The organism is Stenotrophomonas sp. STEN009 (assembly GCF_056760395.1).
Genome location: NZ_JBRRES010000006.1, coordinates 63,945 through 89,105 on the forward strand (window position 1 = coordinate 63,945; position 25,161 = coordinate 89,105).

A 25,161-nucleotide genomic window follows, 5' to 3' on the forward strand; every position below is an offset into this window, starting at 1 on the left:
CATGCGCGATTGGCGCTGGCTGCTGCTGGTGCTGGCCCTGCTGCTGGCATGGCTGCAGTACCGTTTCTGGTTCGGCCCGGGCAATTCGGGGGAAGTGATGATGCTCGAAGCCCAGGTTGCCGGCCAGGAACGGGACAACGAAGGTCTGCAGCAGCGCAATGATGCGCTGGCTGCCGAAGTGAAGGACCTCAAGGAAGGCCAGTCCGCCATCGAAGAGCGCGCACGCAGTGAGCTGGGCATGATCAAGCCCGGCGAGAAGTTCTACCGGGTGGTCGACGACGCGCCGGTTCGTCCGGCGCAGCCGCCGGTGCCGATGCCCGAACAGGCGGGCGACCACCCGGCGGACGTGCCATGAGCGCGGCGATCTGGGTGGTCGTTCCCGCTGCCGGTCGTGGCGCCCGCTTCGGTGCGCCACTGCCCAAGCAGTATCTGCAGGCGGGCGGGCAGATGCTGCTGGCCCACACCCTGCAGGCACTGCTGGCCCACCCGGCGGTTGCCGGCGCGATGGTGGTGATCGGCGAGAACGACGCCGATTGGCCGGGCTGGAGCGAATGGGCCGGCAAGCCGGTGCTGACCTGCACGGGCGGGGCGACCCGCGCCGCCTCCGTGCTGGCCGGCCTGCTTGCGCTGCCGGAGAGCGTCCGCGCCGATGAGTTCGTGCTGGTGCACGATGCCGCGCGGCCCAATCTGTCGCTGGCCGACCTGGGCCGCCTGCTGGAGGTTGGCCGTACCGATCCGGTCGGGGCCATTCTTGCCGCGCCGGTACGCGACACCCTGAAGCGGGCCGGTGACGATGGTGGCATCGACGGCACCGAGCCACGCGAGCGCCTGTGGCGCGCGCTGACCCCGCAGCTGTTCCGCCGCCATCAGTTGATCCGCGCGCTGACCGACGCCGCTGCGTCCGGCGTGGACGTCACCGACGAAGCCATGGCCATGGAACGCCAGGGCCAGCGCCCGCTGCTGGTTGAAGGCAGCGAGGACAACTTCAAGGTCACCACGCCCGCCGACCTGGACCGCTTCGAATTCGTACTTTCCCGCCGCGCCGGCTGAACGCCCGCGCGGCCCTGCTGCAAGGGTTGCATCCATGAGCACTGCTCCGTTCCCGCCCGTCCGCATCGGCCAGGGCTACGACGTCCACGCCTTTGGTGAGGGTGACCACATCATGCTGGGAGGCGTGCGCGTGCCGCACAGCCACGGTGTGCTCGCGCACAGCGATGGCGACGTGATCCTGCACGCGCTGTGTGACGCCATGCTCGGCGCGCTGGCGCTGGGCGACATCGGCCAGCACTTTCCGCCCAGCGATGATCGCTGGAAGGGGGCCGACAGCAGCGACTTCGTCCGCCACTGCGACGCTCTCCTGCGTGAGCGTGGCTGGTGCGTCGGCAACACCGATGTCACCGTGATCTGTGAACGACCGAAGGTCGGGCCGCATGCGCTGGCAATGCGTGAATGCATCGCGGCACTGTTGCAGCTGCCACTGGATGCGGTCAGCGTAAAGGCCACCACGTCGGAGAAGCTTGGCTTCACCGGTCGCGGTGAAGGCATCGCGGCACAGGCTGTGGTCCTGCTGGTGGCGGCATGATTCCGCTGCCGCTCGCGTTCGGTGCGCCGCTGCTGCAGGCGCGCATCCGCACCACCCCGGAGGATTTCCAGGTCGACGAGCTGCCGGCCTTTGAGGCCACGGGCGAGGGCGAGCATCTGCTGCTGCATGTCCGCAAGCGCGGTGCCAACACCGTGCATGTGGCCAAGGTGCTGGCCAAGTGGGCTGGCTTGCCGGAGATGGCGGTCAGCTATGCCGGGATGAAGGATCGCCACGCGGTCACCACCCAGCGCTTCAGTGTGCATCTGCCCAAGCGCGTCGCGCCGGATCTGGCGCTGCTGGCCAGCGATGATATCGAAGTGCTCGATGCAACCTGGCACAACCGCAAGCTGCAGCGTGGCGCGCTGGCCGGCAATCGTTTCAGGCTGGTGCTGCGCCAGGTACGCGGCGATGCGGTCGCAATCAGCGAACGCCTGCAGCAGATTGCCGATCGTGGTTTGCCGAACTGGTTCGGCGAGCAGCGTTTCGGCCGCGATGGCGGCAACGTTCCGGCAGCGCTGGCGATGTTCGGTGGCCGCCGCATGCGCAAGGACCAGCGCTCGCTGCTGCTGTCGGCTGCGCGTTCAGCACTGTTCAATCGCGTGCTTGCCGCACGCGTGGAGCAGGGTGTCTGGGACCAGCCGCTGGACGGTGAGGTGTGGATGCTGGATGGCAGCCGCAGCGTGTTTGGTCCGGAGCCTTACACCGATGCACTGGCAGCGCGGCTGGCCGGGTTCGATATCCATCCCAGCGCGCCGTTGTGGGGAGAGGGCGAGCTGCGCAGTACCGGCGCAGCCCGCGAGCTCGAACTGCGCGCGCTCGACGACGAGGAATCGAAGGCGCTGCGTGCCGGACTGGAAGAGGCACGGCTGAAGCAGGAGCGCCGCGCGTTGCGCCTGCGTCCTGCGCTGCTGCAGCACCAGTGGCTGGCGGAAGATGTGCTTGAGCTGTCGTTCGCGCTGCCGCCGGGCTGCTACGCCACCGCGGTCCTGCACGAGCTCGGACCGGTCGAGGACGCCGCGCAGTCCTGAGCGGATTGCATCAGCGCCGGGACAGCAGCACCAGTACGGCACCGGTTCCGCCCTGGCTGGTCGGCGCCGAATGGAAGGCAAGCACATCGTTGCGCAGGCGCAGCAGCCGGTCGACCAGATTCTTCAGGACCGGCGCACCACCGTCGGACTGCAGTCCCTTGCCGTGGATGATGCGCACGCAGCCATACTCATGTGCGTGCGCCTCCAGCAGGAACTGACGCAGCATGGCCTCGGCCTGCGCTGCGGTCGCGCCATGCAGATCCAGCTCGTCCTGCACCGAGTACTGGCCGCGCTTGAGACGCTGGAACAGCCGCGGCGGAAGGGCGTCGCGCCGGTAGCTGGCCACATCCCCGGCTTCCAGCGGTGCGCTGTCGCGCAACAGCCGGGCGAACTCGCCGGCGGCCTCGGCCTCGTCGCGTTCGGCCATGCGCGCGCGCGGCTTCGGCCGGGCAGCGGCCGGCGCGGGTTCGGCCTCTTTGCGCAGCGGCGTCACTTCGCCGATGGCCGCGCGGAAGAGCGCGGCAGGGTCTTCGTCTTCTGGATGCGACATGCGCACAGGGTAAACCGGTGAGGCGGGCCTGCCTATCGCAATGCGAGGCCAGTCGTGACCGCCGGCAGGGTAGGACCTGCGGCTCGCATGCGGCACAATAGACGATGCCCCTGCAGGGTCGTCGGCTTCCGCAGGGAAGCACGACGGTCCCGCCAACACCGCACGGTGACGGAATCGAATTCTTGGAAAATCAAGCGGTTAAATCGAAGATGCGAATTCTGGTCAGTAACGACGATGGCGTCGACGCCGCAGGTATCCGGATGCTTGCCTCGGTACTGCGTGACGCCGGCCACGAAGTGACGGTGGTCGCACCCGACCGCGATCGCTCAGGCGCCAGCAATTCACTGACCCTGGACCTGCCCATCCGGCTCAAGCGCATCGATCACTACACCGTGTCGGTGGCCGGCACGCCCACCGACTGCGTGCATCTGGCGCTGACCGGCCTGCTGGAGTTCGAACCCGACATTGTCGTGTCGGGCATCAACAACGCCGCCAACCTGGGTGACGACGTGATCTATTCCGGAACCGTCTCGGCGGCGATGGAGGGGCGCTTCCTCGGCCTGCCCGCGGTGGCGGTGTCCCTGGTGACCCGCAATCACGATCCCCGTCACTTCGAGACCGCGGCGCGTGCCGCCGTGGAAATCGTCGCCCGCCTCAAGGCCGACCCGCTGCCGGCGGACACCATCCTCAACGTCAACGTGCCCGACCTGCCGTGGACCGAGGTCAAGGGTTTCGAAGTCACCCGGCTGGGCAACCGCCATCGCGCCGAAGGCTGCATCCCGCAGAAGGATCCGCGCGGCAACGAGGTGTACTGGATCGGTCCGGCGGGCCGCGAGCAGGACTCCGGCCCCGGCACCGACTTCCACGCGGTGCGTACCGGGCATATCTCGATCACCCCGATCCAGGTGGATCTGACCCGCTATCAGGCGCTTGAGAAAGTGGCCAGCTGGGTCGGCGGTCTCAGCGCCGCGCTGGACCAGCCGGCATGAGCCCACGCCTGCGCCTGCAACCGGAAGCCGTCGGCATCGGCATGACGTCACAGCGCGTCCGCGATCGTCTGGTCGATCGGCTGCGCGAAGCCGGCATCGTCGACGAGTCCACGCTGAACGCGATCCGGGTGGTGCCCCGCCATCTGTTCATCGACGAGGCCCTGGCCTCGCGGGCCTATGAAGACACCGCGCTGCCGATCGGCCACGGCCAGACCATCTCGCAACCCTGGGTGGTGGCGCGGATGACCGAAGCGGTCGTGCAGGTGGCGCCCAAGCGGGTGCTGGAGGTGGGGACGGGCTCCGGCTACCAGGCCGCCGTGCTAGGTGCACTGGGTCTGGAGGTCTACACCGTGGAGCGCATCGGCGACCTGCTGCGGCAGGCCCGCAAGCGGTTCCGCGCACTCGGCATGAACATCCGCACCAAGCACGATGACGGCCGTGTCGGCTGGGCCGAGCACGGCCCGTTTGATGCCATCGTCGTCACAGCTGCGGCCCCGGCGCTAGTCGACGCACTGATCGAGCAGCTGGCCGAAGGTGGCCGGCTGGTGGCGCCGGTCGGCGGTGCCAGTGCACAGTCGCTGGTGCAGCTGGACCGCAGGGCCGACGGCAGCGTCGAACAGCGCGTGCTGGCACCGGTCACCTTCGTGCCGCTGCTGTCTGGCATGCTGGACTGAATCCACGGAGCAGGGTTGCATGAAGATTTTCGGACCGCTGTACGAGCGGGCGATGAAGTGGGCGGCGCACGAACGCGCGCCGACCTACCTGACGGTGCTGAGTTTTTTCGAGGCGATCATCTTTCCGGTGATGCCGGAAGTGATGCTGGCGCCGATGTGCGTGGCTCAACCCCGGCGCGGCTGGTGGTTCGCGACCCTCAGCCTGGCCGGTTCGATGGTCGGTGCCGTGGTCGGCTATGCGCTGGGTCACTTCGCATTCGAGGCGATCAAGCCGTTGTTCGAAGTGCTGGGCATGTTGCCGGCAATCGAACAGGGCATCACCACCGTGCAGGAGAAGATGGCCGAATCGCCGTGGGCGGTGTTCACGTTCCTGGTCCTGGGCGGCTTCATGCCGATCCCGATGAAGGTCTTCACGTGGGCATCGGGTATCGTCGGCGTACCGATGCCGCAGTACCTGCTGAGCATGCTGATCGGACGCGGCAAGCGCGTATATGTGCTCGCTGCCGTGATCCGCATCGGTGGAGCGCGCGCCGAAGCGGCGCTGCGTCGCTGGATTGAACCGCTGGGCTGGATCGCCACCGCGTTGGTGGTGGTGCTGATCGCCTGGCTTGTATGGAGGTCGAAGTTCGCATGAGTGCTGATCGTCTGAGCAAGGGAGTGCGCGTCGGCGCGCTGGTGCTGCTGGTTTCCGGCCTGGCTGCCTGTGGCACTGCCACGGTGGTGCGGCCCAATGGCAGTGGTGGCGGGGCGGCGGTCACTACGCCCAAGACTTCGGTGGCCAAGCCGGGGCAGACCGTGGTCGTGCGCAAGGGCGACACGATCTACGCGCTGGCCCGCATCCACGACATCACCCCGGCCGATCTGATCGCGTGGAACAGCCTGGACAACCCGTCGACGATCTATCCGGGTCAGGTCATCCGTCTTTATCCGCCGGGGGCCAGCAGCGGCCGCGCACCGACCACCGTGGTCACCGCGCCGCGCAGCGGCGGCAGCACGGCACCGGCCACTGCACCGGCCGGTCCGGTGAAGAGCAACATCGCCTGGCGCTGGCCAGCCGATGGCGCGATCGTGGGCCGCTACGTGGCAGGCGACGCAACCAAGCAGGGCGTCGACATCGCCGGCACCAGCGGGCAGGCCGTCAAGGCCACCGCCAACGGTGTGGTGGTGTACTCGGGCGCCGGACTGGTCGGCTATGGCGAGCTGATCATCATCAAGCACAGCGACCAGTGGCTGTCGGCCTACGGCCACAACCGCAAGCGCCTGGTCAACGAGGGACAGAGCGTGAAGGCGGGTGAGCAGATTGCCGAGATGGGGCGCACCGGCGCGAATCGCGACATGCTGCACTTTGAAATCCGCTACAACGGCAAGCCGGTCGATCCGCAGCAGTACCTGCCAGCGCGCTAGCGCAGGCAGGTACGGTAGCGCCGGGCCATGCCCGGCGTACGTGCACCAAGGTAGCGCCGGGCCATGCCCGGCGGTGGTCCTCAACCTTCCAGGATGAACGCGGCCGCCACCTTGCGGCCTTCGCCGGCAAGGATGTTGAAGGTGCGCGCCGCGGCAGGGTTGTTCATCACTTCCAGGCCGATCCCGCGCGACAGGCAGGCGGCCATGACCGCAGCCGACGGAAACACCTGCCGCTCGCCGGTTCCCAGCACGATCAATGCAGGACTCAGTGCCAGCACCGGTTCCAGGTCGGCCACCGTCAGCGCCGCCGCATCGGCGACAGGCCAATGTTCGACCAGCTGGTCCGGCGTCAGCAGAAAGCTGCTGGCCAGCACCGTGTCATTGACCTTGGCCGAGCGGCCATCGGCAGCGCGCAGGCTGTAGGCGTAATCGGGCGGCTCGTGGTTCAGCTGCATGGCGGTAGCGCGATCAGCCGCGCGGCAGCACGATCTGGCGCTGTTCCCTGCTCGGGCGATACAGCACGGCAACGTGACCGATGCGCTGCACCAGCGCACTGTCGGTGGCTTCGACGATCTCGCCGATCATCGCGTCCCGGGCCTCGCGGTCCTCGGCTGCGACCTTGACCTTGACCAGTTCGTGGCGCTCCAGCACTTCGTTCAGCTCCGCGATGAAGGCCGGGGTCACTCCCTTGCCGCCGGTCTGCAGCAGGGCCTTCAAGTCGTGGGCTTGGCCGCGCAGGAAACGGGTCTGGGAGGCGGTCAGGGCGATGGACATGCAGGAAAAGACGGTTGAATGGGGGATCAGGGTATCATGACGGCCCCATCAGCCCCTATTTCCAATGGCAACCCGCAGCAAAAGCAGCCAGCGCTGGCTCAAGGAACACTTCTCCGACCCCTTCGTGAAGAAGGCGCAGGCCGAAGGCATGCGCTCGCGGGCGGCCTACAAGCTTGAAGAGTTGCTTGAACGTGACCGCCTGCTGAAGCGGAACATGGTCGTGGTGGACCTCGGTGCCGCCCCTGGCGGATGGTCTCAGCAGGTTCGGAGACAGATGGGCGATACCGGCCGCGTGCTGGCGCTGGACATCCTGGACATGCCGCCGCTGGCGGGTGTGGAGTTCCTTCACGGTGACTTCAGGGAAGAAGCCGTCCTATCTCAGTTTGAAGCCATGCTCGGGGACGAGCCGGTGGACCTTGTGCTGTCGGACATGGCCCCCAATAAAAGTGGCATGGACGCGGTCGACCAGCCGCGGATGATGCATCTGGCGGAGCTGGCGCTGGACTTCGCCGACAACCACCTGAAGACCGGCGGGGCGTTCCTGATCAAGCTGTTCCAGGGTGTGGGCTTTGACGACTACGTGCGTGAAATGCGCCGTCGCTACGACAAGGTCTCCATCCGCAAGCCGGAAGCGTCGCGCAAACGCTCTCCCGAGGTGTACGCCTTGGGTCAGGGCAAACGCGCCCACATGAAGTAAGCTCGCAACGTAAGTTTCAACCCCAACGCAACGCCCGCACTGAGAGGAACACCGGAGCCAATGAGGATGAACGACTTGACCAAGAACCTCCTGCTATGGGTGGTCGTCGCCGTCGTGCTGATGGTGGTCTTCCAGAGCTTCTCGCCCAAGTCCTCCGGGGCCGGTGCGCAGGGTGCGTCCTATTCGCAGTTCCTGGACCAGGTGGACAGCGGCAACGTGCAGAAGGTCGCCTTCGGCGGCGACATGCGCGGCGGCACCAGCCAGATCACCTACACCACCCGGGGTGGACAGTCGTCCACCATCACCGCGCCGTTCGATCGCGACCTGATCAACGTGCTGCGCACCAAGAACGTCGAGATCGTGCAGGAGGAGCCCTCCAGCGGCATCTCCCTGGGCGCGATCCTGATGAATTTCCTGCCGGTCATCCTGATCATCGGCTTCTGGCTGTTCATCATGCGCCAGATGCAGGGCGGCGGCGGCGGCGCCAAGGGCGCGATGTCCTTCGGCAAATCGCGCGCCAAGCTGCAGGGCGAGGACCAGATCAAGGTCACCTTCGCCGATGTCGCCGGCTGCGACGAGGCCAAGGAGGAAGTGGGCGAACTGGTCGACTTCCTGCGCGACCCGTCCAAGTTCACCAAGCTGGGCGGCAAGATTCCGCGTGGCGTGCTGATGGTCGGCCCGCCGGGTACCGGCAAGACGCTGCTGGCCAAGGCCATCGCCGGTGAGGCGAAGGTGCCGTTCTTCTCGATCTCCGGTTCGGACTTCGTGGAAATGTTCGTCGGCGTCGGCGCCAGCCGCGTGCGTGACATGTTCGAGCAGGCCAAGAAGCACGCCCCGTGCATCATCTTCATCGACGAGATCGATGCCGTCGGCCGTCACCGTGGTGCTGGCCTGGGCGGCGGCCACGACGAGCGCGAGCAGACCCTGAACCAGCTGCTGGTCGAGATGGATGGCTTCGAGGGTGGCGAAGGCGTGATCGTGATCGCCGCGACCAACCGTCCGGACGTGCTGGACCCGGCGCTGCTGCGCCCGGGTCGCTTCGATCGCCAGGTGGTGGTCGGTCTGCCCGACGTGAAGGGCCGCGAGCATATCCTGAAGGTGCACATGCGCAAGCTGCCGCTGGCCGACGACGTCGAGCCGCTGGTGATCGCACGCGGTACCCCGGGCTTCTCCGGCGCGGACCTGGCCAACCTCTGCAACGAGGCAGCCCTGTTTGCTGCGCGTGGCAACGAGAAGGAAGTCCGCATGGACCACTTCGACCGTGCCCGTGACAAGATCCTGATGGGTGCCGAGCGCCGTTCGATGGCCATGAGCGAGGAGGAGAAGACGCTCACTGCCTACCACGAAGCCGGCCATGCCATCGTCGGCCGCCTGGTGCCCGAGCACGACCCGGTCTACAAGGTCACGATCATTCCGCGCGGCCGCGCCCTGGGTGTGACCATGTACCTGCCTGAGGGCGACAAGTACTCGATGAACCGCGTGGCGATCCAGTCGCAGCTGTGCTCGCTGTACGGCGGCCGCGTCGCCGAAGAGCTGATCTTCGGCACCGACAAGGTCACCACGGGTGCGTCCAACGACATCGAGCGCGCCACCAAGATGGCCCGCAACATGGTCACCAAGTGGGGCCTGTCCGAAGAACTCGGTCCGATCGCCTATGGCGAGGAGGACGACGAAGTCTTCCTGGGCCGCTCGGTGACGCAGCACAAGAGCGTGTCCAACGACACCGCGCGCCGCATTGACGAGGAAGTGCGCAACATCCTCGACAAGGCCTACGCCCGCACCACCCAGCTGCTGACCGACAACATCGACAAGCTGCACACGATGTCGCAGCTGCTGCTGCAGTACGAGACCATCGACGCGCCGCAGATCGACGCCATCATGGAAGGTCGCGAGCCGCCGCCGCCGGCGGGCTGGAACAAGTCGAACAAGGACGGTGGCAGCAACGACAAGGGCGGTGATGCCCGTCCGCTGCCGCCGATCGCCGGTCCGGCCGAATCGCACTGACGGCCCCGCCGCACGTGACATCAGACGAGGCCGGGGCAACCCGGCTTCGTCGTTTCCGGGCCCTCGGCCCACCCCGAAGAACCGATCTGACGCTGGAGCCCGCATGTCCGCCCCGAAGCCCGAACCGATTTCCCACACCGTCGAGATGGTCATCGCCACCGTGGTCGGCGTGGGTGTGGGCCTGGGGGCCGACAATCTGCTGCTGGGCTGCGTGGTGGGTATTGCGGTGGGCATCGTGCTGAGCATTGCCAGGACCCTGTACGTGGACCGCAAGCGCCGCCGCCGTTGAGGGGTTGCGGCAGGGCTGACGCCCTGCAACCGGACCGGCCCCGCCTTTCATCAGCAAACCAGCTGTTGCTCTGGCTGTTGTTGTCGCCCTGGCCTCTGCGGGTGCAGGGCGCAGCCCTGCCGAACTAAACTACCCGCCGTTGTCCCTGCAGGATTGCCCATGTTCGATACCTCGCCCCAGCTCGACTGCGCCGGTCGCATCCTGCGCCTGGACCGTGCCCGGGTCATGGGCATCGTCAACGTCACCCCGGATTCGTTCTCTGACGGGGGGCACCATGACACCACGGAGGCCGCAGTCGCGCATGGCCTGAAGCTGGTGGAAGAGGGCGCCGACCTGCTCGACATCGGGGGTGAATCGACCCGTCCCGGCGCTGTACCGGTATCGGTGGAGGAAGAGCTCCGCCGCATCGTTCCGGTCATCGAGCAGCTTGCGGCGCGTACCTCCGTGCCGATCAGCATCGATACCTTCAAGCCTGAGGTGATGCGCGCGGCGGTGGCCGCCGGCGCCGGCATGATCAACGACATCTTCGGCCTGCGCCAGGACGGCGCGCTGGAAACGGCCGCTGCGGCCAACGTGCCGGTGGTGCTGATGCACATGCAGGGCGAGCCGGGCAACATGCAGGCCGATCCGCACTACGACGACGTCGTTGCCGAAGTCCACGGGTTTCTCGTGCAGCGCCTGTTCGCCGCCGAGATGGCCGGCATCGCGAAGAAGCATCTGGTCATCGATCCGGGTTTCGGCTTCGGCAAGAACACCACGCACAACATGACCCTGTTGGCGCGTTCGGAGCGTTTTCTGGAACTGGGTGTGCCGATGCTGGCGGGCCTGTCGCGCAAGCGCAGCCTTGGCGAGCTGACCGGGCGTGAAGCGCCGGCCGAGCGGGTGGCGGCGTCGGTGGCCGCGCACCTGATTGCCGTGCAGCGCGGTGCGCGTATCGTGCGTGTACATGACGTCGCCGCCACCGTCGATGCACTGAAGATCTGGCAGGCAGTGGACGCCGTGCCGGCGCCACGCGATGACACCCGGCCGACGATCAGCTGGCCGGACGAAGACTGATGGGCGTTGACCGGCGGCCGCTGGCGATTGCCGTAATGGGGCCGACCGCCAGTGGCAAGACGGCCACCGCGATCGCCCTGGCCCGGCAGCTGGATGGCGAGATCGTCAGCGTTGACTCGGCGCTGGTCTATCGCCATCTGGATATCGGTTCGGCCAAGCCCGACGTTTCCGAGCGCGCACAGGCGCCGCATCATCTGCTGGACCTGCGTGATCCGTGGCAGACCTACTCAGCGGCGGAGTTCGCCGCCGACGCCGGCCGCGTCGTCGCCGACATCGTTGCGCGTGGACGGATGCCGATCCTGGCCGGGGGCACCGGCCTGTACTTCCGCGCCCTGCTGCAGGGACTGTCGCCCATGCCGGAGGCCGACCCGGCCCTGCGCGCCACGCTGGCAGCCGAGGCCGCCGAGCGCGGTTGGGCCGCGTTGCATGCCGAACTGGCGAAGGTGGACCCCGCCGCTGCTGCCCGCATCCATGCGACAGACCCACAGCGGATCCAGCGGGCGCTGGAGGTCTATCGGCTGACGGGAACGCCGATCAGCGAGTGGCAGCGCCGGCCCGGCGTGGCGCCGCTGCCGGTACGCACCCTGAAGCTGGTCCTGGCGCCGCACGACCGGGCAATCCTGCACCGGCGGATCGAGGCCCGCTTCGATGCCATGCTGGCCCAGGGCTTCCTCGACGAAGTGCGCGATCTGCGCGCGATGCCGGAAATGGCCGCTGTCGCGGCACCGCTGGACCTGCCGGCGGTGCGTGCGGTCGGGTACCGCCAGGCTTGGGAGCATCTGGACGGCCGGATTGATGCCGGCGGCTTCCGCGACAAGGCGATCTTCGCCACCCGCCAGCTGGCCAAGCGGCAGCTGACCTGGCTGCGGGGTGAGCTTGACGCGCGCTGGTTCGACCCCCATATCGACCACGAGCGGCTGGCCGACGCGGTGTCGACCTTCGTCGCACGCTGAACCGCCGCCAGCCGTGTAACATCACTGTCCGGCGGGCGGCTCGGGGGCCGCGGCGGCCGCCGGCAACCCAATAAGAACAATAATCAGGAGTGAGCAATGTCCAAGGGGCAATCGCTGCAGGATCCTTTCTTGAATGCACTGCGGCGCGAGCGCGTGCCGGTTTCGGTGTACCTGGTCAACGGCATCAAGCTGCAGGGCACGATCGAGTCGTTCGATCAGTTCGTGGTCCTGCTGCGCAATACGGTCAGCCAGATGGTCTACAAGCATGCGATCTCCACCGTGGTGCCGGCACGCAATGTGAAGGTTGGGCCGGGCGGTGGTTATGTGCAGTCGGGTGAAGGTGGTCAGGCAGGTGATGAAGCAGACGAGTAAGACCGGAGCGGTGAATGTTTGACCGCTCGAAAAAGGGTGAACATGCCCTGTTGATCCAGCCGCACTTCGGCAAGCTGGAAGACGACGTGCTGGAAGAGTTCGGTGATCTGGCCCGCTCGGCAGGGGCCAGCATCGCTGCCACGATCACCGCGCGCCTGGACCGTCCCAATCCCTCGACCCTGATCGGCAGCGGCAAGCTGGATGAGATCAAGGCAGCAGCCGACGCCACCGGCGCCGATCTGGTGCTGGTCAACCATGCGCTGAGCCCCGGCCAGGAACGCAACCTGGAACGCTTCCTGGAGCGCCGGGTGATCGACCGTACCGGGCTGATCCTGGACATCTTCGCGCAGCGCGCTCACAGCCACGAAGGCAAGCTGCAGGTCGAGCTGGCGCAGCTGCGTCACCTTGCGACGCGGCTGGTGCGCGGCTGGACCCATCTGGAGCGCCAGCGCGGTGGTTCGATCGGCCTGCGCGGCCCGGGTGAAACCCAGCTGGAAACCGACCGCCGTCTGCTGCAGAAGCGGGTGGAGCAGCTGCAGAAGCGGCTGGAGAAGGTCGAAGTCCAGCGCACCCAGATGCGCCGTGCGCGCGTGCGCAGCGAACTGCCGCGTGTGGCCCTGGTCGGTTACACCAATGCCGGCAAGTCGACCCTGTTCAACGCGATGACCGGCGCCGAGGCCTATGCGGCCGACCAGCTGTTCGCGACCCTGGACCCGACGGTGCGCCGCATCGCTGTGCCGGGTGGAAACGTCGTGCTGGCCGACACCGTCGGCTTCGTCCGTGACCTGCCGCACGACCTGGTGGCCGCGTTCCGCTCGACCCTGTCCGAGGCCCGCGAGGCCGATTTCCTGCTGCACGTGGTCGATGCGGCCGATCCGCACCGCGAGGAGCGCATCGCCCAGGTCGACGAGGTGCTGGCTGCGGTCGGTGCGGGTGATCTGCCGCAGCTGCTGGTGTTCAACAAGATCGACCGTATCGAGGGCGCCGAAGTGCGCCACGATGGTCAGGATGGCGTGCCGGACGAGTCGCGCCGCGAGCGGGTCTGGATCTCCGCGCGTGACGGGCAGGGCCTGGAGCTGTTGCAGGCGGCGCTGGGCAAGCGCCTGGGGTTGCAGCATGTGACCGGGGAGCTGCGCCTGCCGCCGGATGCGGGCCGCCTGCGCGCGCGCCTGCATCAGCTGGAAGTGATCCGCAGCGAGCAGGCAGACGAGGAGGGCTGGCTGCTGCAGGTCGATCTTCCGATTGCCGAAGCCGAAAAACTCGCGGCGGGCATTGATGGCGGGCCGATCCGTGCCCTGCTGCCGGAAAAGCTGCCGGAATGGTGAGATAGCGCCGCACAATCCCGGTGCGCGCCGCTGCGTAGTCGGGCGCGTACCGGCCGGGACGCGACACGCGTCTGCGATCTGCGGTACAACAGGCGGGTTCTTCACCCCACTGTCATCTCGATGTCCATCCCTACCGACGCCGACCTCAACGCCCAAGCTGCCGCACTCGGGCAGCGCCTGCAGCAGGCCTCGCTGCAGCTTGTGACGGCTGAAAGCTGCAGTGGCGGCTGGATCGCCAAGACCATGACCGACATCGCCGGTTCCTCGGCGTTTTTCGACTGCGGCATGGTGGTCTACAGCTACGAAGCCAAGCAGCGCCTGCTGGGGGTACGTGCGCAGACGCTGGAGCAGTTCGGTGCGGTGAGCCGCGAAACGGTGCTGGAGATGGTGTCCGGCGCCCTGATCAACTCTGGTGCCGGCATCGCGGTGGCGGTTACCGGCATTGCCGGTCCTGGTGGCGGCAGCCCGGACAAGCCGGTCGGCAGCGTCTGGATCGGCTGGAAGCGCCGCGGCGGATACGCCCGGGCGGAACTGTTCCAGTTCGATGGCGACCGCGAAGCCATCCGCAGGCAAACCGTCGCTGCGGCATTGCACGGTATCGACGCCCAGCTGTGACATGCTGCTGCGGTAATCGTCCGGAGCACGCATGATGTGGGAAACGCTGGGCACCGTCCGTGACCTGGGGAGGCTGCAGGAAATTGCAGCGGTCCTGATCCGTTATGGCTTCGGCGACGTGGTGCGCCGGATCGGCCTGGCCACGGTGCTGGAGCGTGCCGGGCGCCTGCTGCACTGGAACGAGGACCGCCAGCATCTGCTGCGGATGACCGCGCCGGTGCGGGTGCGCAGCGCCCTGCAGGACCTCGGTCCGACGTTCGTCAAACTCGGACAGGTGCTGGCGACCCGTGTCGATCTGCTGCCGCCGGAGTGGATCGCCGAGCTTTCCGAACTCCAGAATGCGGTACCGGCCCTTCCTTATGCGCAGATCCGCGCGCAGCTGGAGGCCGATCTGGGCGCGCCTCCGCAGCAGGTATTCGCCTTCCTCGACGAAACACCGATGGCGGCGGCCTCGCTGGCGCAGGCCCATCGCGCGCGCCTGCTGGACGGCCGCGAAGTGGTGCTGAAAGTGCGTCGTCCCGGCATCCGTGACGTGGTCGAAGCCGACCTGCGCCTGCTGGCACGGCTGGCCGAAATCGTCGAGGCGCGTCTTCCGGATCTGCGCCGTTACCGGCCGGCAGAGGTGGTGCAGCAGTTCACCGTATCGCTGCGGCGCGAACTCGATTTCGCGGCCGAATGCCGCAACGCGGAGCGCATCGCACGCAACTTTGAAGGTCGCGACGACATCCTTGTTCCCGGCGTGCATTGGCAGTGGACCTGCGAAAGCCTGAACGTGCAGGACTTCGTGGACGGCATTCCGGGCCGCGATCTTGCCGGCGTGGACGCAGCAGGGCTGGACCGTCGCGAACTGGCGCGGCGCGGTGCCAACATCGTATTGAAGATGGTGCTCGAGGACGGCAGCTTCCACGCCGATCCACACCCGGGCAACATCATCTATCTGCGTGACGGCCGCATCGGCGTGATCGACTTCGGCATGGTCGGGGCACTGTCCGAAGTGCGTCGCTTCCAGGTTGCGCAACTGCTGCACGGGCTGGTCGAACAGGACCCGCAGGGGGTGGCCGACGTCCTGCTGGACTGGGCCGGGGGCGTGGAGGTGGATGAGAACCGGCTGCAGCACGACATCAGCCAGTTCGTTGACCAGTACCGTGGCGTGCCGCTGAAGGATCTGCGCATCGGCCTGATGCTGGGCGACATCACCCAGTTGCTGCGCAGCTACAGCCTGACCCTGCCGGCCGACCTCGCACTGATGATCAAGGCGTTCCTCACCCTGGAAGGCATGGGCCGGCAGCTCGACCCGGACTTCGACATGGCCAGTGCCGCACGCCCCTTCCTGGAGCGGGTGGTACTGCAGCGCTACGCGCCGCGGGCATTGCTCAAACGCGGCCGGCGCAGCCTGTTGGGAATGATCGACTTCGCCGGCGATCTGCCGCGCGATCTGCGCAAGCTGGTGCAGGCGGCGCGCCGTGGGCGCCTGCAGCTGAAGGTCGAGACCAGTGCGCTGCAGGGCTTTGGCGAGCAGGTGAACCGTGCGGCCAATCGCATGGTGATGGGCATCGTGACTGCAGCGCTGATCATCGGCTCATCGATCGTCATGCACAGCGTCGGTGGGGTTTCCAGCCGCTGGCTGCTGGCACTCGGGGTCTCCGGATTCGTCGGGGCCGGTATCTGCGGCGTCTGGATCCTGTTTTCCATCTGGAGAAGTGGCAGGCACGACTGAGTGTCGTTCGCCGCGGTATCGCCCGGCATGCTTTGCCCTGTCGTGTCCGGCACTTGCAGTTCCCGCGGTTAGTAGTAATACTACTAACCATGGACCTGACCGACACCCAGCAGGCGATCCTGCAGTTGATCGCCGAGCGTATCGAGAGCGAAGGCGCGCCGCCGTCGCAGACTGAAATCGCACGTGCGTTCGGCTTCAAGGGCGTACGCGCGGCCCAGTACCACCTGGAGGCGCTGGAGCAGGCGGGAGCGATCCGCCGCATTCCCGGCCAGGCCCGGGGCATCCGCCTGGTGCAGGCTCCCCCCGTGGAGACCCTGGCCGAGCCCGGGCTGCCCGACAGCGTGCTGCGGCTGCCAGTACTGGGGCGGGTCGCCGCCGGCCTCCCTATCGGCGCGGATATCGGCTCGGACGATTTCGTGGTGCTGGACCGGGTGTTCTTTTCGCCCGCGCCGGATTACCTGCTGAAGGTGCAGGGTGACTCGATGATCGACGAAGGCATCTTCGATGGTGACCTGATCGGCGTGCACCGCACCCGAGACGCCCATTCGGGGCAGATCGTGGTGGCGCGCATCGATGATGAGATCACCGTCAAGCTGCTGAAGATCGCGAAGGACCGTATCCGGCTGTTGCCCCGGAACCCCGATTACAAGCCGATCGAAGTGCTTCCCGACCAGGACTTTTCGATCGAAGGCCTGTACTGCGGCCTGTTGCGGCCGAATCGCTGAAGCGTTCGAAGGTGCGTTACCCCGCGGTCTTTTGTGGCGATTCTCTGGTTCCACCGAGGTTGGTACGGATGTCCGATAATTCTTTTCAGAGCGCCGGGCAGAATCTCAGCCTGTGCGATACGTCCGCCTTAAAGTGAACCCATGGCAAAGAAGACCCCCAAAGACAGCACCCCCAACGAAATGACCTCTGCAAGGACCAATACGATGGACGAGAACAAGAAGCGCGCATTGGCTGCTGCTCTGGGCCAGATCGAAAAGCAGTTCGGCAAGGGCTCGGTGATGCGCATGGGCGACCGTGTGGTCGAGCCCGTCGAAGCCATCCCGACCGGTTCGCTGATGCTCGACATCGCATTGGGCATCGGGGGTCTGCCGAAGGGCCGCGTGGTGGAAATCTATGGACCGGAGTCCTCGGGCAAGACCACGCTGACGCTGCAGGCCATCGCCGAGTGCCAGAAGATGGGAGGCACCGCTGCCTTCATCGATGCCGAGCACGCTCTCGACCCGATCTATGCCGCCAAGCTTGGCGTGAACGTGGACGACCTGCTGCTGTCGCAGCCCGATACCGGTGAACAGGCATTGGAAATCGCCGACATGCTGGTCCGTTCCGGCTCGGTGGACATCCTGGTGATCGACTCGGTCGCGGCATTGACCCCGAAGGCCGAGATCGAGGGCGAGATGGGCGACCAGTTGCCGGGTCTGCAGGCCCGCCTGATGAGCCAGGCGCTGCGTAAGCTGACCGGCAACATCAAGCGCTCGAACACGCTGGTGATCTTCATCAACCAGCTGCGCATGAAGATCGGCGTGATGATGCCGGGCCAGAGCCCGGAGACCACCACGGGTGGCAACGCGCTGAAGTTCTATGCCTCGGTCCGCCTGGACATCCGCCGCATCGGTGCCATCAAGAAGGGCGATGAGATCATCGGTAACCAGACCAAGATCAAGGTCGTCAAGAACAAGCTGGCCCCGCCGTTCAAGCAGGTAATCACCGAGATCCTGTATGGCGAAGGCATCAGCCGTGAAGGTGAACTGATCGACATGGGCGTGGATGCCAAGCTGGTCGAGAAGGCCGGTGCCTGGTACAGCTATGGCGAAGAACGCATCGGCCAGGGCAAGGACAACGCCCGCGGTTATCTGCGTGACAACCCGACCGTCGCCGCCAAGCTCGAAGCCGAGCTGCGCGAGAAATTCCAGCCGTCCGAGGCCGCCCGCGAGGAAGGCGACGACGAAGGCGACGACGAGTAAGTCTTGCTGTGGGGTAGGGTGACGCCGTCAGTGACGTCGCTCTACCCCGCAGGTTCGAACCGCCCAGGATGGGCAGGGTGCCAGGGACGGCGCCACCCCTGGAGGGATTGATGTCCGACAGCGACGAACCTACCTCGACAGGCCGAAAGCGCCGGCCTCGCGAGCAGACTCCGGTGCAGCGGGCACTGGGCCTGCTGGTCCGCCGGGAGCATTCACGCAAGGAATTGACCCGCAAACTGACGGCGCGGGGTATCGAAGACGAAGCCGCGCAGGCAGCGGTCGCCAAGCTGACCGAGGCGGGGTGGCAGGACGACACCCGGTTTGCCGAGAACCTGGTACGCATGCGGGCCAACACCGGTTACGGCCCCATCCATGTGCGTGCCGAACTGGGGACCCATGGGCTGGACAGTGCCGCGATCGCCGCAGCGATGGACAGCTACGAGGGCGACTGGCAGGAGAACGCCCGTGATCTGGTCCGCCGCCGCTTTGGCGAGGCCGGCCCACAGGACCTGGCGCAGCGCCGCAAAGCGGCAGATCTGCTGGCGCGGCGGGGCTTCGACGGTGACAGCATCCGCCGTGCGACCCGCTACGACCCTGACGATTGAGACTGGCGGCGCCGGGCCTGATACCCTTTAGGTTTTCGGCGGTCCGTCGCGACCCTGGCCCAGGCGGCCGGTGGTTCGGGTCCGCCGGCCCGCAGACTGCCAGCCCCCAATGAACGCACCCGCCAAATTCACGACCTCCCAGATCCGCAGCGATTTCCTTGAATTCTTCAAGGGCAAAGGCCATACCATCGTGCCGTCGGCACCGCTGGTGCCTGGCAACGATCCGACCCTGCTGTTCACCAACTCCGGCATGGTGCAGTTCAAGGACGTGTTCCTCGGTGCCGAGAAGCGCAGCTACGTGCGCGCGGCCGATGTCCAGCGCTGCCTGCGCGCGGGTGGCAAGCACAACGATCTTGACCAGGTCGGCTACACCGCCCGCCATCACACCTTCTTTGAAATGCTGGGCAACTGGTCGTTTGGTGACTACTTCAAGAAGGACGCGATTGCGTGGGCCTGGGAGCTGCTGACCCAGGTCTGGAAGCTGCCGGCCGATCGCCTGCTGGTGACTGTCTATCAGACCGACGACGAAGCCTACGAACTGTGGCGCGACATGGTGGGGGTGCCGGAAGAGCGCATCGTGCGGATCGGCGACAACAAGGGCGCGCCGTTCGCGTCGGACAACTTCTGGCAGATGGCCGACACCGGCCCGTGTGGTCCGTGCACCGAGATTTTCTACGACCACGGCGACCACATTGCCGGCGGTCCTCCGGGGTCGCCGGATGAGGATGGCGACCGCTTCATCGAGATCTGGAATCTGGTGTTCATGCAGTTCGACCGCCAGCCGGACGGCACTCTGGTGCCGCTGCCGGCGCCGTGCGTGGATACCGGTATGGGCCTGGAACGTCTTGCGGCGATCCTGCAGCATGTCCACACGAACTACGAGATCGACCTGTTCCAGGCTCTGATCCGCAAGGCCGCCGAGCTGACCGGTACCTCCGACCTGGAGAACAAGTCGCTGCGCGTGATTGCCGACCACATCCGCGCCTGCTCGTTCCTGATCGTCGATGGCGTCCTGCCTTCCAACGAAGGACGGGGCTATGTGCTGCGCCGTATCATCCGCCGCGCGCTGCGCCATGGTTGGATGCTGGGTGTGCGCCAGCCGTTCTTCAGCAAGCTGGTGCCGACGCTGGTTGCACAGATGGGCGAGGCCTATCCGGAGCTGCCGGCGGCAGCGGACACCGTGACCCGCGCGCTGCAGGCTGAGGAGGAGCGGTTCGCCGAGACGCTCGACGCCGGCATGAAAATCTTCGAAGACGTTGCGGCAAGGGCCGGCAATGGCGTGATCCCGGGTGGTGACGCCTTCCGCCTTTACGACACCTATGGCTTCCCCCTGGACCTGACCCAGGACATCGCCCGCGAGCGTGACCTGACGGTCGATATCGCCGGGTTCGATGCGGCGATGGAACAGCAGCGCGAGACCGCGCGTGCCGCGGGCAAGTTCGGCGGTGGCGTGACCCTGCCGGCCGAGCTGGTGGCGACGCTCACCCCGACCGCGTTCCTGGGCTACGACCGCCTGCAGGCCGGTGACCTGACCGTGCTGGCGCTGCTCAAGGAGGGGCGTCCGGTACAGTCGGCCAGTGCCGGCGATGCCGTCATCGTCATCACCAACCAGACGCCGTTCTATGCCGAGTCCGGCGGCCAGGTCGGCGATACCGGCGTAATGACCGGCAACGGCGTGCGCCTGGCGGTGGAAGACACCCAGAAGTTCGCGGGCCAGTTCCACGGCCATGTCGGTACCCTGACCGAAGGCGACCTGAAGGTGGGCGATGTGCTGGCTGGCGAGGTCGACGGTGAGCGCCGCGGCGCCACCATCCTCAACCACTCGGCCACCCATCTGCTGCACGCGGCCCTGCGCGAGGTGCTGGGCACGCACGTGCAGCAGAAGGGCTCGCTGGTGGCGCCGGACCGCCTGCGTTTCGATTTCTCGCATTTCCAGCCGATCAGTGCCGAAGAACTGGCCGTGATCGAGCGCAAGGTCAATCAGCAGGTGCGTGCCAACAATGTTGCCGAAGTGCACTCCATGGGCATGCAGGAAGCACTCGATTTCGGCGCCATGGCACTGTTCGGAGAGAAGTACGGCGAACAGGTCCGGGTACTGAAAATGGGCGACTATTCCACCGAACTGTGTGGTGGCACCCACGTCAAGCGCACCGGTGATATCGGCCTGTTCAAGATCACCTCGGAAGGCGGTGTCTCCGCGGGCGTGCGTCGCATCGAAGCGGTCACCGGTCAGGGCGCCCTGGATTACGTCGATGCCGAAGAGGCGCGGTTGTCCGAGGCGGCCGAGCTGCTGGGTGGCAGTGCTGCCGACGTGGTCGAGAAGATCCGGGCGCTTGGCCAGCGCCAGAAGCAGCTGGAACGTGAACTGGAAGCGGTGAAGGCCAAGGTTGCCGCGGGTGCGACCGCCGACCTTTCCAGCCAGGCGGTCGAGGTCGCGGGCGTGAAGGTGCTGGCGGCCCGCCTGGAGGGCTTCGACGCCAAGGCGCTGCGCGATGCCGTGGACCGCCTGAAGCAGCAGCTGGGAGACGCGGTGATCGTGCTGGCAGGTGCCCAGGACGGCAAGGCCGCCCTGGTCGCCGGCGTGAACGGCAGTGCAACGGGCCGGGTCAAGGCCGGGGAACTGTTGTCGCATATCGCCGGTCAGATCGGGGGCAAGGGCGGCGGACGCCCGGACCTCGCCCAGGGTGGTGGCGAGGACGGGCCCGCCCTTGCCACTGCACTGGCTGCCGTCGTCGAATGGGTCAGCCCCCGCCTGTGATGAAGCCTGCCGTCCCCCTTCTTGTAGGAGCGGGACGGCTGACGGTACCATTGCGAATCTTTTCCCTTTGTCGTGGTAGCGCTTCTTGACGAAGCGTCAAGCCGGTGGGGGATACCCTTCCACACGGTTCCATGGAGACTTACAAAAATGTTGATCCTGACTCGCCGCGTCGGCGAAACCTTGATGATCGGTGACTCGGTGAGCGTCACCGTGCTCGGCGTCAAGGGTAACCAGGTACGTATCGGCATCACTGCGCCGAAGGACGTCGCTGTGCATCGCGAAGAGATCTACCAGCGCATCCAGCGTGGTGACGAAGCCGGCAGCGCCGGTGGTGAAAATTCTGCGGAATAAGGCTTTACCTTCGCGCGTGATTAACGTTATGATTCACGCCCCGCTGAGGTGCGACGCACCCCTGCGGTGAAATCCCCGGAGTGATGCCCGAGTGGCCGAAGGGGCTCCCCTGCTAAGGGAGTATAGGGTCAAAAGCTCTATCGAGGGTTCGAATCCCTCTCACTCCGCCAGATACTCAGAAAAGCCCCTGGAGACAGGGGCTTTTTTGTGGCCGGAATTCTCCCGTGCAGCACGTTGCCCATCACCTGCAGGAATCGAGTCTGCGCTGATTGCTGGACTTGGATTGCAGGTTCTGATGTGCTGAGCCGGTACGCCGACGGATCGGCGATCGATGGGACGGGAAGTGCGGATGCAGATTTCCTTGAAGCGCGCTCTGATCGTGGGCGGCGTGGCAGTTGTCGTGTTGACCGGCGGTTATGTCCTGTGGGGCCGCGCGGATTCCATGCCGCAGGCGATTGCGGCGCACGCGCCTCACACGCAAGGCCGCACTGACGTCGCACCCGTGCCCTCAAAGCAGCATCGTGCCGCTGCGCGAACGGGTCCGCAGCCGCCGAATCCCCAGGTCTTCCGCCGGGTAGGTCCGAAGGCATACGAGATTGCCGGCAACCGCGAGCGGCGGCCGCCGGGCGATGCGCTTGAGTACATGAGGGTGATGAAGCGGCGTTCCGACGCCGGTGATGCGGATGCGAGCTATCTGATGGAGTTGACGGTGCGCGAGTGCAGGAACCTGATCAAGCATGATCCGGTCGCGTCATTCGATTTCCTTCGTAATGCAGGCATGACGCCGGATCCTGCCTCGTTGGTCAATGATGAGCGTCGTCTGGGCGAGTGTGCGTCCCTGGTAGCTGCGCCTGCCTTCTATCATGGAGCATGGCTTGCCAGGGCCGCTTCGCAGGGTTCAATCGAAGCCAAGCTGCTTTACGCGGCCGATCCCGAGACCGTCATCGGCCCTCCGTCGGAGTGGCTTGCGAATCCGGAATCCCTGGTCAGATGGCGGGAGAGTGCGATGCGCCATCTCCACGATGCTGTGGCAACGGGAAGCCTCGATGCGGTCAGTCACCTGTCCAGCGCGTACGACAAGGGAAGAATCACCGCCTACGATGGCGTGAATGCCTATGCATATGCCTTGGCCGCTGCCAAGGCAAATCCGGCACATATGCCGGCGAGGAGCCTGCAGGAGTTGCAGGCGAAGTTGAGCCCTGCACAGCGCGAGGCTGCGCGCGAGCGGGCGACGCAGGTGTACGCGGACTGCTGCATCGCAGATCAATGACGCGCAGTCCCGATTCCGTCGGTTTCGATGGGGCAGGACGCGGCCTGCCGCGTTTCGTCCTCGACCTCAATCGTGCTGGAACCGCAAGGGTTCACTGCCCATCGCCGGATCGCTGGTGCCGGGGCGGCCATCCTCTACACGCCCTGCCAGGCGCAGCGCATCGCTTCCTGCGCTGACATGCAGGTCGTACCACCCTGCGGTGGGGGCTGCATCCCAGGCCAGCGATGTTTCCGAGCGCGCGGCGATGTCCAGCGTCTGGTCGGGCATGTGCCCGGCATAGGCGCCTCCCTGCACGCGGACCCGGCAGGGCTCATCGCCTGGATTACGCAGACGCAGGCGAAGCTGGCCATCGGCGCGCTCCATCTCCGCCAGCAACATCGGGGAGGTGGCATCGCCGCGGAAGTGGCGATGGAATCCATTGGGGCCCAGCAGCCACAGGTCGAAGCAGCCATCGGCAGCAAGCGGCCAGCGCGCCTGCACGGGCGTGCCCGGCACCAGCGTGTAACGCCTCGGAATCGCGTCCAAGCGCAGCCGGTCGTAGACATGCAGTACCGCTGCTGCTCCTTCGCAGGCCAGCTGCAGATCGATGCTTCCGGCGGCCAATGCGGTGATCCGGGCCTGCGGCCGATAGGGCAGGGCGCGTGCCGGTCTTACCCCGGCTTCCTGGCGTGCAGGGTGCAACCCCTCCGGCAGGGCAGGCACGGTCCGGCCCGGCAGGGCCGCCGCGCGCGCGGCCACCGCATCGACGTCAGGCAACGCTTGCACGAAGGGGCGGGTATCGCGCTGGGCGAAATCGAACGCGTGGGTCAGATCGCCACAGACCGCGCGCCGCCACGGTGAGATGCCCGGTGCGGGCACACCGAAGCGGCGTTCGATCAGACGCAGTACCGAGGTGTGGTCATACACCTGCGAATCGACCCAGCCGCCCCGGCTCCAGGGCGAGATCACGTACAACGGCACGCGCGGGCCCAGTCCATAGGGGCGGCCACGCAGCTCGGCGGCGTCGTACTTCTCGTCGCCAGGCGCAGGATGCCGATGGTATTCGCCTTCGGTGCCGACCGACGATGCGCCGGCCCAGCCATCCGCCAGCGGTGAAGGCGGGGCGGGCGGCGGCACGTGGTCGAAGAAGCCGTCGTTCTCGTCGAACATCAACAGCAGGGCGGTACGACTCCAGACCTCCGGGTCGGCGGTCAGCGCGTCGAGCACGCGCGCGGTGTAGGCCGCGCCCTGCGCCGGGCTGGAGGGGCCGGGATGTTCGCTGCCGGCAGCGTCGGCGATGATGAAGCTGACCTGTGGCAACTGCCCGTCGACCACATCCTGGCGCAGCTGTGCCAGCCCGCGCGTGCTGACCCCGCGTGCGCGGAGCTGCGGATCGTGACCCGGTGCAGCGCGGTACGCCTGCCGGAAGGTCTCGAATCCGGCCAGCGGGTTGTCGGTGAAGTTGTCGGCCATGTCCTGGTAGATCTGCCAGGACACCCCTGCCTGCTGCAGCTGCTCGACGTAGCTGGTCCACTGGTAGGACGCCGGATGGCCGCCGTGCTCCGGGAAGTTGTCGTGGGAGTTGGCGATCACCGGGCCGCCGGCGCGGGCAAAGGGATCGTTGTGGCCGGTCCACAGGAACACCCGGTTCGGGTTGGTGCCGGCCTGGATCGCGCAGTGATAGGCATCGCAGACGGTGAAGGCATCGGCGAGTGCGAACTGGAAGGGCAGGTCGCTGCGCTGGAAGTAGCCCATGGAGTGATTCTGCTTGGCCTTGGGCCACTGCCCCATGCGCCCATGGTCCCAGGCACGCTGCGCGTCAGGCCAGGTGTGCGGCGTGCCTTCGACGCGCATGTAGCCGAAGTGCGCGGCGGTATCCAGCGGGAACGGTGCGATCGCGCGGCTGCCGCTGGCATCGGGTTGCAGCCACAGGGTGCGCGCAGCGCCACCGCCCGCCAGGGGGGCGGCGGGGGCCACGAAACGATCACCGAATCCGCGCACGCCCGGCAGGGTGCCGAAGTAGTGATCGAACGAGCGGTTCTCCTGCATGAACACCACGATGTGCTGCAGGTCCTGCAGGCTGCGGGTGCGTGCATCGGGGGCGATCGCGGCGGCCCGGGCGATGCTCGGCAGCAGCGGTGAAAGGCCGGCGGCAAGGCCGGCCTGCAACAGTCGGCGACGGCCGATATCGGTCACGGGTTC

Annotated in this window: 27 protein-coding genes and 1 tRNA gene; 24 read left to right on the plus strand and 4 right to left on the minus strand. The window is 66.6% G+C overall.

The genetic code is table 11. The annotated features are described in order from the left end of the window. Nucleotide 1 precedes the first annotated feature (1 nt). Genes ftsB through truD form a run of 4 tightly spaced genes read left to right on the plus strand, consistent with a single transcriptional unit; the run spans nucleotide 2 to nucleotide 2,610 of the window. The gene (ftsB, locus tag ACVOMM_RS04380) at nucleotides 2-355 is read left to right on the plus strand and encodes a cell division protein FtsB (RefSeq protein WP_053519725.1); all 354 of its coding nucleotides are present in this window, start codon (nucleotides 2-4) and stop codon (nucleotides 353-355) included. After that, on the plus strand, nucleotides 352-1,050 hold the full coding sequence (gene ispD, locus ACVOMM_RS04385) for a 2-C-methyl-D-erythritol 4-phosphate cytidylyltransferase (protein ID WP_074901198.1): 699 nt from the start codon (nucleotides 352-354) through the stop codon (nucleotides 1,048-1,050). Before ftsB ends, ispD begins: the two co-directional genes overlap by 4 nt. A 34-nt stretch (nucleotides 1,051-1,084) precedes the next feature. Then, entirely contained in the window at nucleotides 1,085-1,582 is a 498-nt protein-coding gene (gene ispF / locus ACVOMM_RS04390; RefSeq protein WP_074901199.1) for a 2-C-methyl-D-erythritol 2,4-cyclodiphosphate synthase, read from the plus strand. Continuing rightward, the gene (gene truD / locus ACVOMM_RS04395) at nucleotides 1,579-2,610 is read left to right on the plus strand and encodes a tRNA pseudouridine(13) synthase TruD (protein ID WP_164152232.1); all 1,032 of its coding nucleotides are present in this window, start codon (nucleotides 1,579-1,581) and stop codon (nucleotides 2,608-2,610) included. Before ispF ends, truD begins: the two co-directional genes overlap by 4 nt. A 10-nt stretch (nucleotides 2,611-2,620) precedes the next feature. Here truD and ACVOMM_RS04400 read toward each other — a convergent pair whose 3' ends face one another. Continuing rightward, complete coding sequence (locus tag ACVOMM_RS04400; RefSeq protein ID WP_065181254.1) at nucleotides 2,621-3,160, minus strand: Smr/MutS family protein; 540 nt, start codon at nucleotides 3,158-3,160, stop codon at nucleotides 2,621-2,623. 209 nt (nucleotides 3,161-3,369) lie between these two features. Here ACVOMM_RS04400 and surE point away from each other — a divergent pair, with 209 nt between their 5' ends. Genes surE through ACVOMM_RS04420 form a run of 4 tightly spaced genes read left to right on the plus strand, consistent with a single transcriptional unit; the run spans nucleotide 3,370 to nucleotide 6,227 of the window. Beyond that, nucleotides 3,370-4,149: a 5'/3'-nucleotidase SurE gene (gene surE, locus ACVOMM_RS04405; protein WP_053519730.1), complete on the plus strand. Its 780-nt coding sequence runs from the start codon at nucleotides 3,370-3,372 to the stop codon at nucleotides 4,147-4,149. Next, nucleotides 4,146-4,823: a protein-L-isoaspartate(D-aspartate) O-methyltransferase gene (locus ACVOMM_RS04410; protein WP_053519731.1), complete on the plus strand. Its 678-nt coding sequence runs from the start codon at nucleotides 4,146-4,148 to the stop codon at nucleotides 4,821-4,823. The genes surE and ACVOMM_RS04410 overlap by 4 nt, the downstream gene beginning before the upstream one ends. A gap of 19 nt (nucleotides 4,824-4,842) precedes the next feature. Then, nucleotides 4,843-5,457 (plus strand): YqaA family protein, encoded by a 615-nt coding sequence (locus ACVOMM_RS04415; RefSeq protein ID WP_053519732.1) that lies wholly within the window; start codon nucleotides 4,843-4,845, stop codon nucleotides 5,455-5,457. Then, nucleotides 5,454-6,227, plus strand: coding sequence for a peptidoglycan DD-metalloendopeptidase family protein (locus ACVOMM_RS04420; protein ID WP_053519733.1), 774 nt, complete (start codon nucleotides 5,454-5,456; stop codon nucleotides 6,225-6,227). The genes ACVOMM_RS04415 and ACVOMM_RS04420 overlap by 4 nt, the downstream gene beginning before the upstream one ends. Nucleotides 6,228-6,307: 80 nt before the next feature. Here the strand turns inward: ACVOMM_RS04420 and ACVOMM_RS04425 are convergent, their stop codons facing one another. After that, nucleotides 6,308-6,682 carry an Mth938-like domain-containing protein gene (locus tag ACVOMM_RS04425; RefSeq protein ID WP_053519734.1) on the minus strand — a complete coding sequence of 125 codons (375 nt, stop codon included), beginning with the start codon at nucleotides 6,680-6,682 and terminating at the stop codon, nucleotides 6,308-6,310. A 13-nt stretch (nucleotides 6,683-6,695) separates the two neighbouring features. Continuing rightward, on the minus strand, nucleotides 6,696-7,001 hold the full coding sequence (yhbY, locus tag ACVOMM_RS04430) for a ribosome assembly RNA-binding protein YhbY (protein ID WP_053519735.1): 306 nt from the start codon (nucleotides 6,999-7,001) through the stop codon (nucleotides 6,696-6,698). A 64-nt stretch (nucleotides 7,002-7,065) separates the two neighbouring features. Here yhbY and rlmE point away from each other — a divergent pair, with 64 nt between their 5' ends. The 16 genes from rlmE (at nucleotide 7,066) to ACVOMM_RS04510 (ending at nucleotide 22,980) form a co-directional block, all read left to right on the plus strand. Next, a complete protein-coding gene (rlmE, locus tag ACVOMM_RS04435) occupies nucleotides 7,066-7,698 on the plus strand; it encodes a 23S rRNA (uridine(2552)-2'-O)-methyltransferase RlmE (RefSeq protein ID WP_053519736.1) in 633 nt (210 codons plus the stop codon). 66 nt (nucleotides 7,699-7,764) lie between these two features. Further along, nucleotides 7,765-9,702: an ATP-dependent zinc metalloprotease FtsH gene (gene ftsH / locus ACVOMM_RS04440; RefSeq protein ID WP_053519737.1), complete on the plus strand. Its 1,938-nt coding sequence runs from the start codon at nucleotides 7,765-7,767 to the stop codon at nucleotides 9,700-9,702. Between the two features lie 103 nt (nucleotides 9,703-9,805). Beyond that, a complete protein-coding gene (locus tag ACVOMM_RS04445) occupies nucleotides 9,806-9,991 on the plus strand; it encodes a hypothetical protein (protein ID WP_065179301.1) in 186 nt (61 codons plus the stop codon). Between the two features lie 159 nt (nucleotides 9,992-10,150). Further along, entirely contained in the window at nucleotides 10,151-11,047 is an 897-nt protein-coding gene (gene folP, locus ACVOMM_RS04450; protein WP_481525928.1) for a dihydropteroate synthase, read from the plus strand. After that, nucleotides 11,047-12,000, plus strand: a complete 954-nt coding sequence (miaA, locus tag ACVOMM_RS04455; RefSeq protein WP_065181258.1) for a tRNA (adenosine(37)-N6)-dimethylallyltransferase MiaA — start codon at nucleotides 11,047-11,049, stop codon at nucleotides 11,998-12,000. The genes folP and miaA overlap by 1 nt, the downstream gene beginning before the upstream one ends. Nucleotides 12,001-12,096: 96 nt before the next feature. After that, nucleotides 12,097-12,372, plus strand: coding sequence for an RNA chaperone Hfq (gene hfq / locus ACVOMM_RS04460; protein WP_004152891.1), 276 nt, complete (start codon nucleotides 12,097-12,099; stop codon nucleotides 12,370-12,372). Between the two features lie 14 nt (nucleotides 12,373-12,386). Further along, nucleotides 12,387-13,697, plus strand: coding sequence for a ribosome rescue GTPase HflX (gene hflX, locus ACVOMM_RS04465; RefSeq protein WP_481525929.1), 1,311 nt, complete (start codon nucleotides 12,387-12,389; stop codon nucleotides 13,695-13,697). Between the two features lie 120 nt (nucleotides 13,698-13,817). Beyond that, complete coding sequence (locus tag ACVOMM_RS04470; RefSeq protein WP_053520002.1) at nucleotides 13,818-14,312, plus strand: CinA family protein; 495 nt, start codon at nucleotides 13,818-13,820, stop codon at nucleotides 14,310-14,312. A gap of 34 nt (nucleotides 14,313-14,346) precedes the next feature. Continuing rightward, on the plus strand, nucleotides 14,347-16,029 hold the full coding sequence (gene ubiB / locus ACVOMM_RS04475) for a 2-polyprenylphenol 6-hydroxylase (RefSeq protein WP_065181390.1): 1,683 nt from the start codon (nucleotides 14,347-14,349) through the stop codon (nucleotides 16,027-16,029). Nucleotides 16,030-16,118: 89 nt separating this feature from the next. Beyond that, a complete protein-coding gene (gene lexA, locus ACVOMM_RS04480) occupies nucleotides 16,119-16,754 on the plus strand; it encodes a transcriptional repressor LexA (RefSeq protein ID WP_074901220.1) in 636 nt (211 codons plus the stop codon). 204 nt (nucleotides 16,755-16,958) lie between these two features. After that, entirely contained in the window at nucleotides 16,959-17,996 is a 1,038-nt protein-coding gene (recA, locus tag ACVOMM_RS04485; protein ID WP_074901222.1) for a recombinase RecA, read from the plus strand. A 110-nt stretch (nucleotides 17,997-18,106) separates the two neighbouring features. Continuing rightward, a complete protein-coding gene (gene recX, locus ACVOMM_RS04490; protein ID WP_111186069.1) occupies nucleotides 18,107-18,601 on the plus strand; it encodes a recombination regulator RecX in 495 nt (164 codons plus the stop codon). A 109-nt stretch (nucleotides 18,602-18,710) separates the two neighbouring features. Then, complete coding sequence (gene alaS, locus ACVOMM_RS04495; protein WP_481525930.1) at nucleotides 18,711-21,359, plus strand: alanine--tRNA ligase; 2,649 nt, start codon at nucleotides 18,711-18,713, stop codon at nucleotides 21,357-21,359. 147 nt (nucleotides 21,360-21,506) lie between these two features. Beyond that, a complete protein-coding gene (gene csrA, locus ACVOMM_RS04500; protein WP_053520007.1) occupies nucleotides 21,507-21,710 on the plus strand; it encodes a carbon storage regulator CsrA in 204 nt (67 codons plus the stop codon). Nucleotides 21,711-21,787: 77 nt separating this feature from the next. Beyond that, a tRNA-Ser gene (locus ACVOMM_RS04505) sits at nucleotides 21,788-21,880 on the plus strand. A gap of 179 nt (nucleotides 21,881-22,059) precedes the next feature. Further along, complete coding sequence (locus ACVOMM_RS04510; protein WP_481525931.1) at nucleotides 22,060-22,980, plus strand: hypothetical protein; 921 nt, start codon at nucleotides 22,060-22,062, stop codon at nucleotides 22,978-22,980. Nucleotides 22,981-23,046: 66 nt separating this feature from the next. On the opposite strand, the gene ACVOMM_RS04515 is transcribed toward ACVOMM_RS04510, so the two are convergent. Continuing rightward, complete coding sequence (locus tag ACVOMM_RS04515) at nucleotides 23,047-25,155, minus strand: phosphocholine-specific phospholipase C (RefSeq protein WP_481525932.1); 2,109 nt, start codon at nucleotides 25,153-25,155, stop codon at nucleotides 23,047-23,049. Nucleotides 25,156-25,161 lie beyond the last annotated feature (6 nt).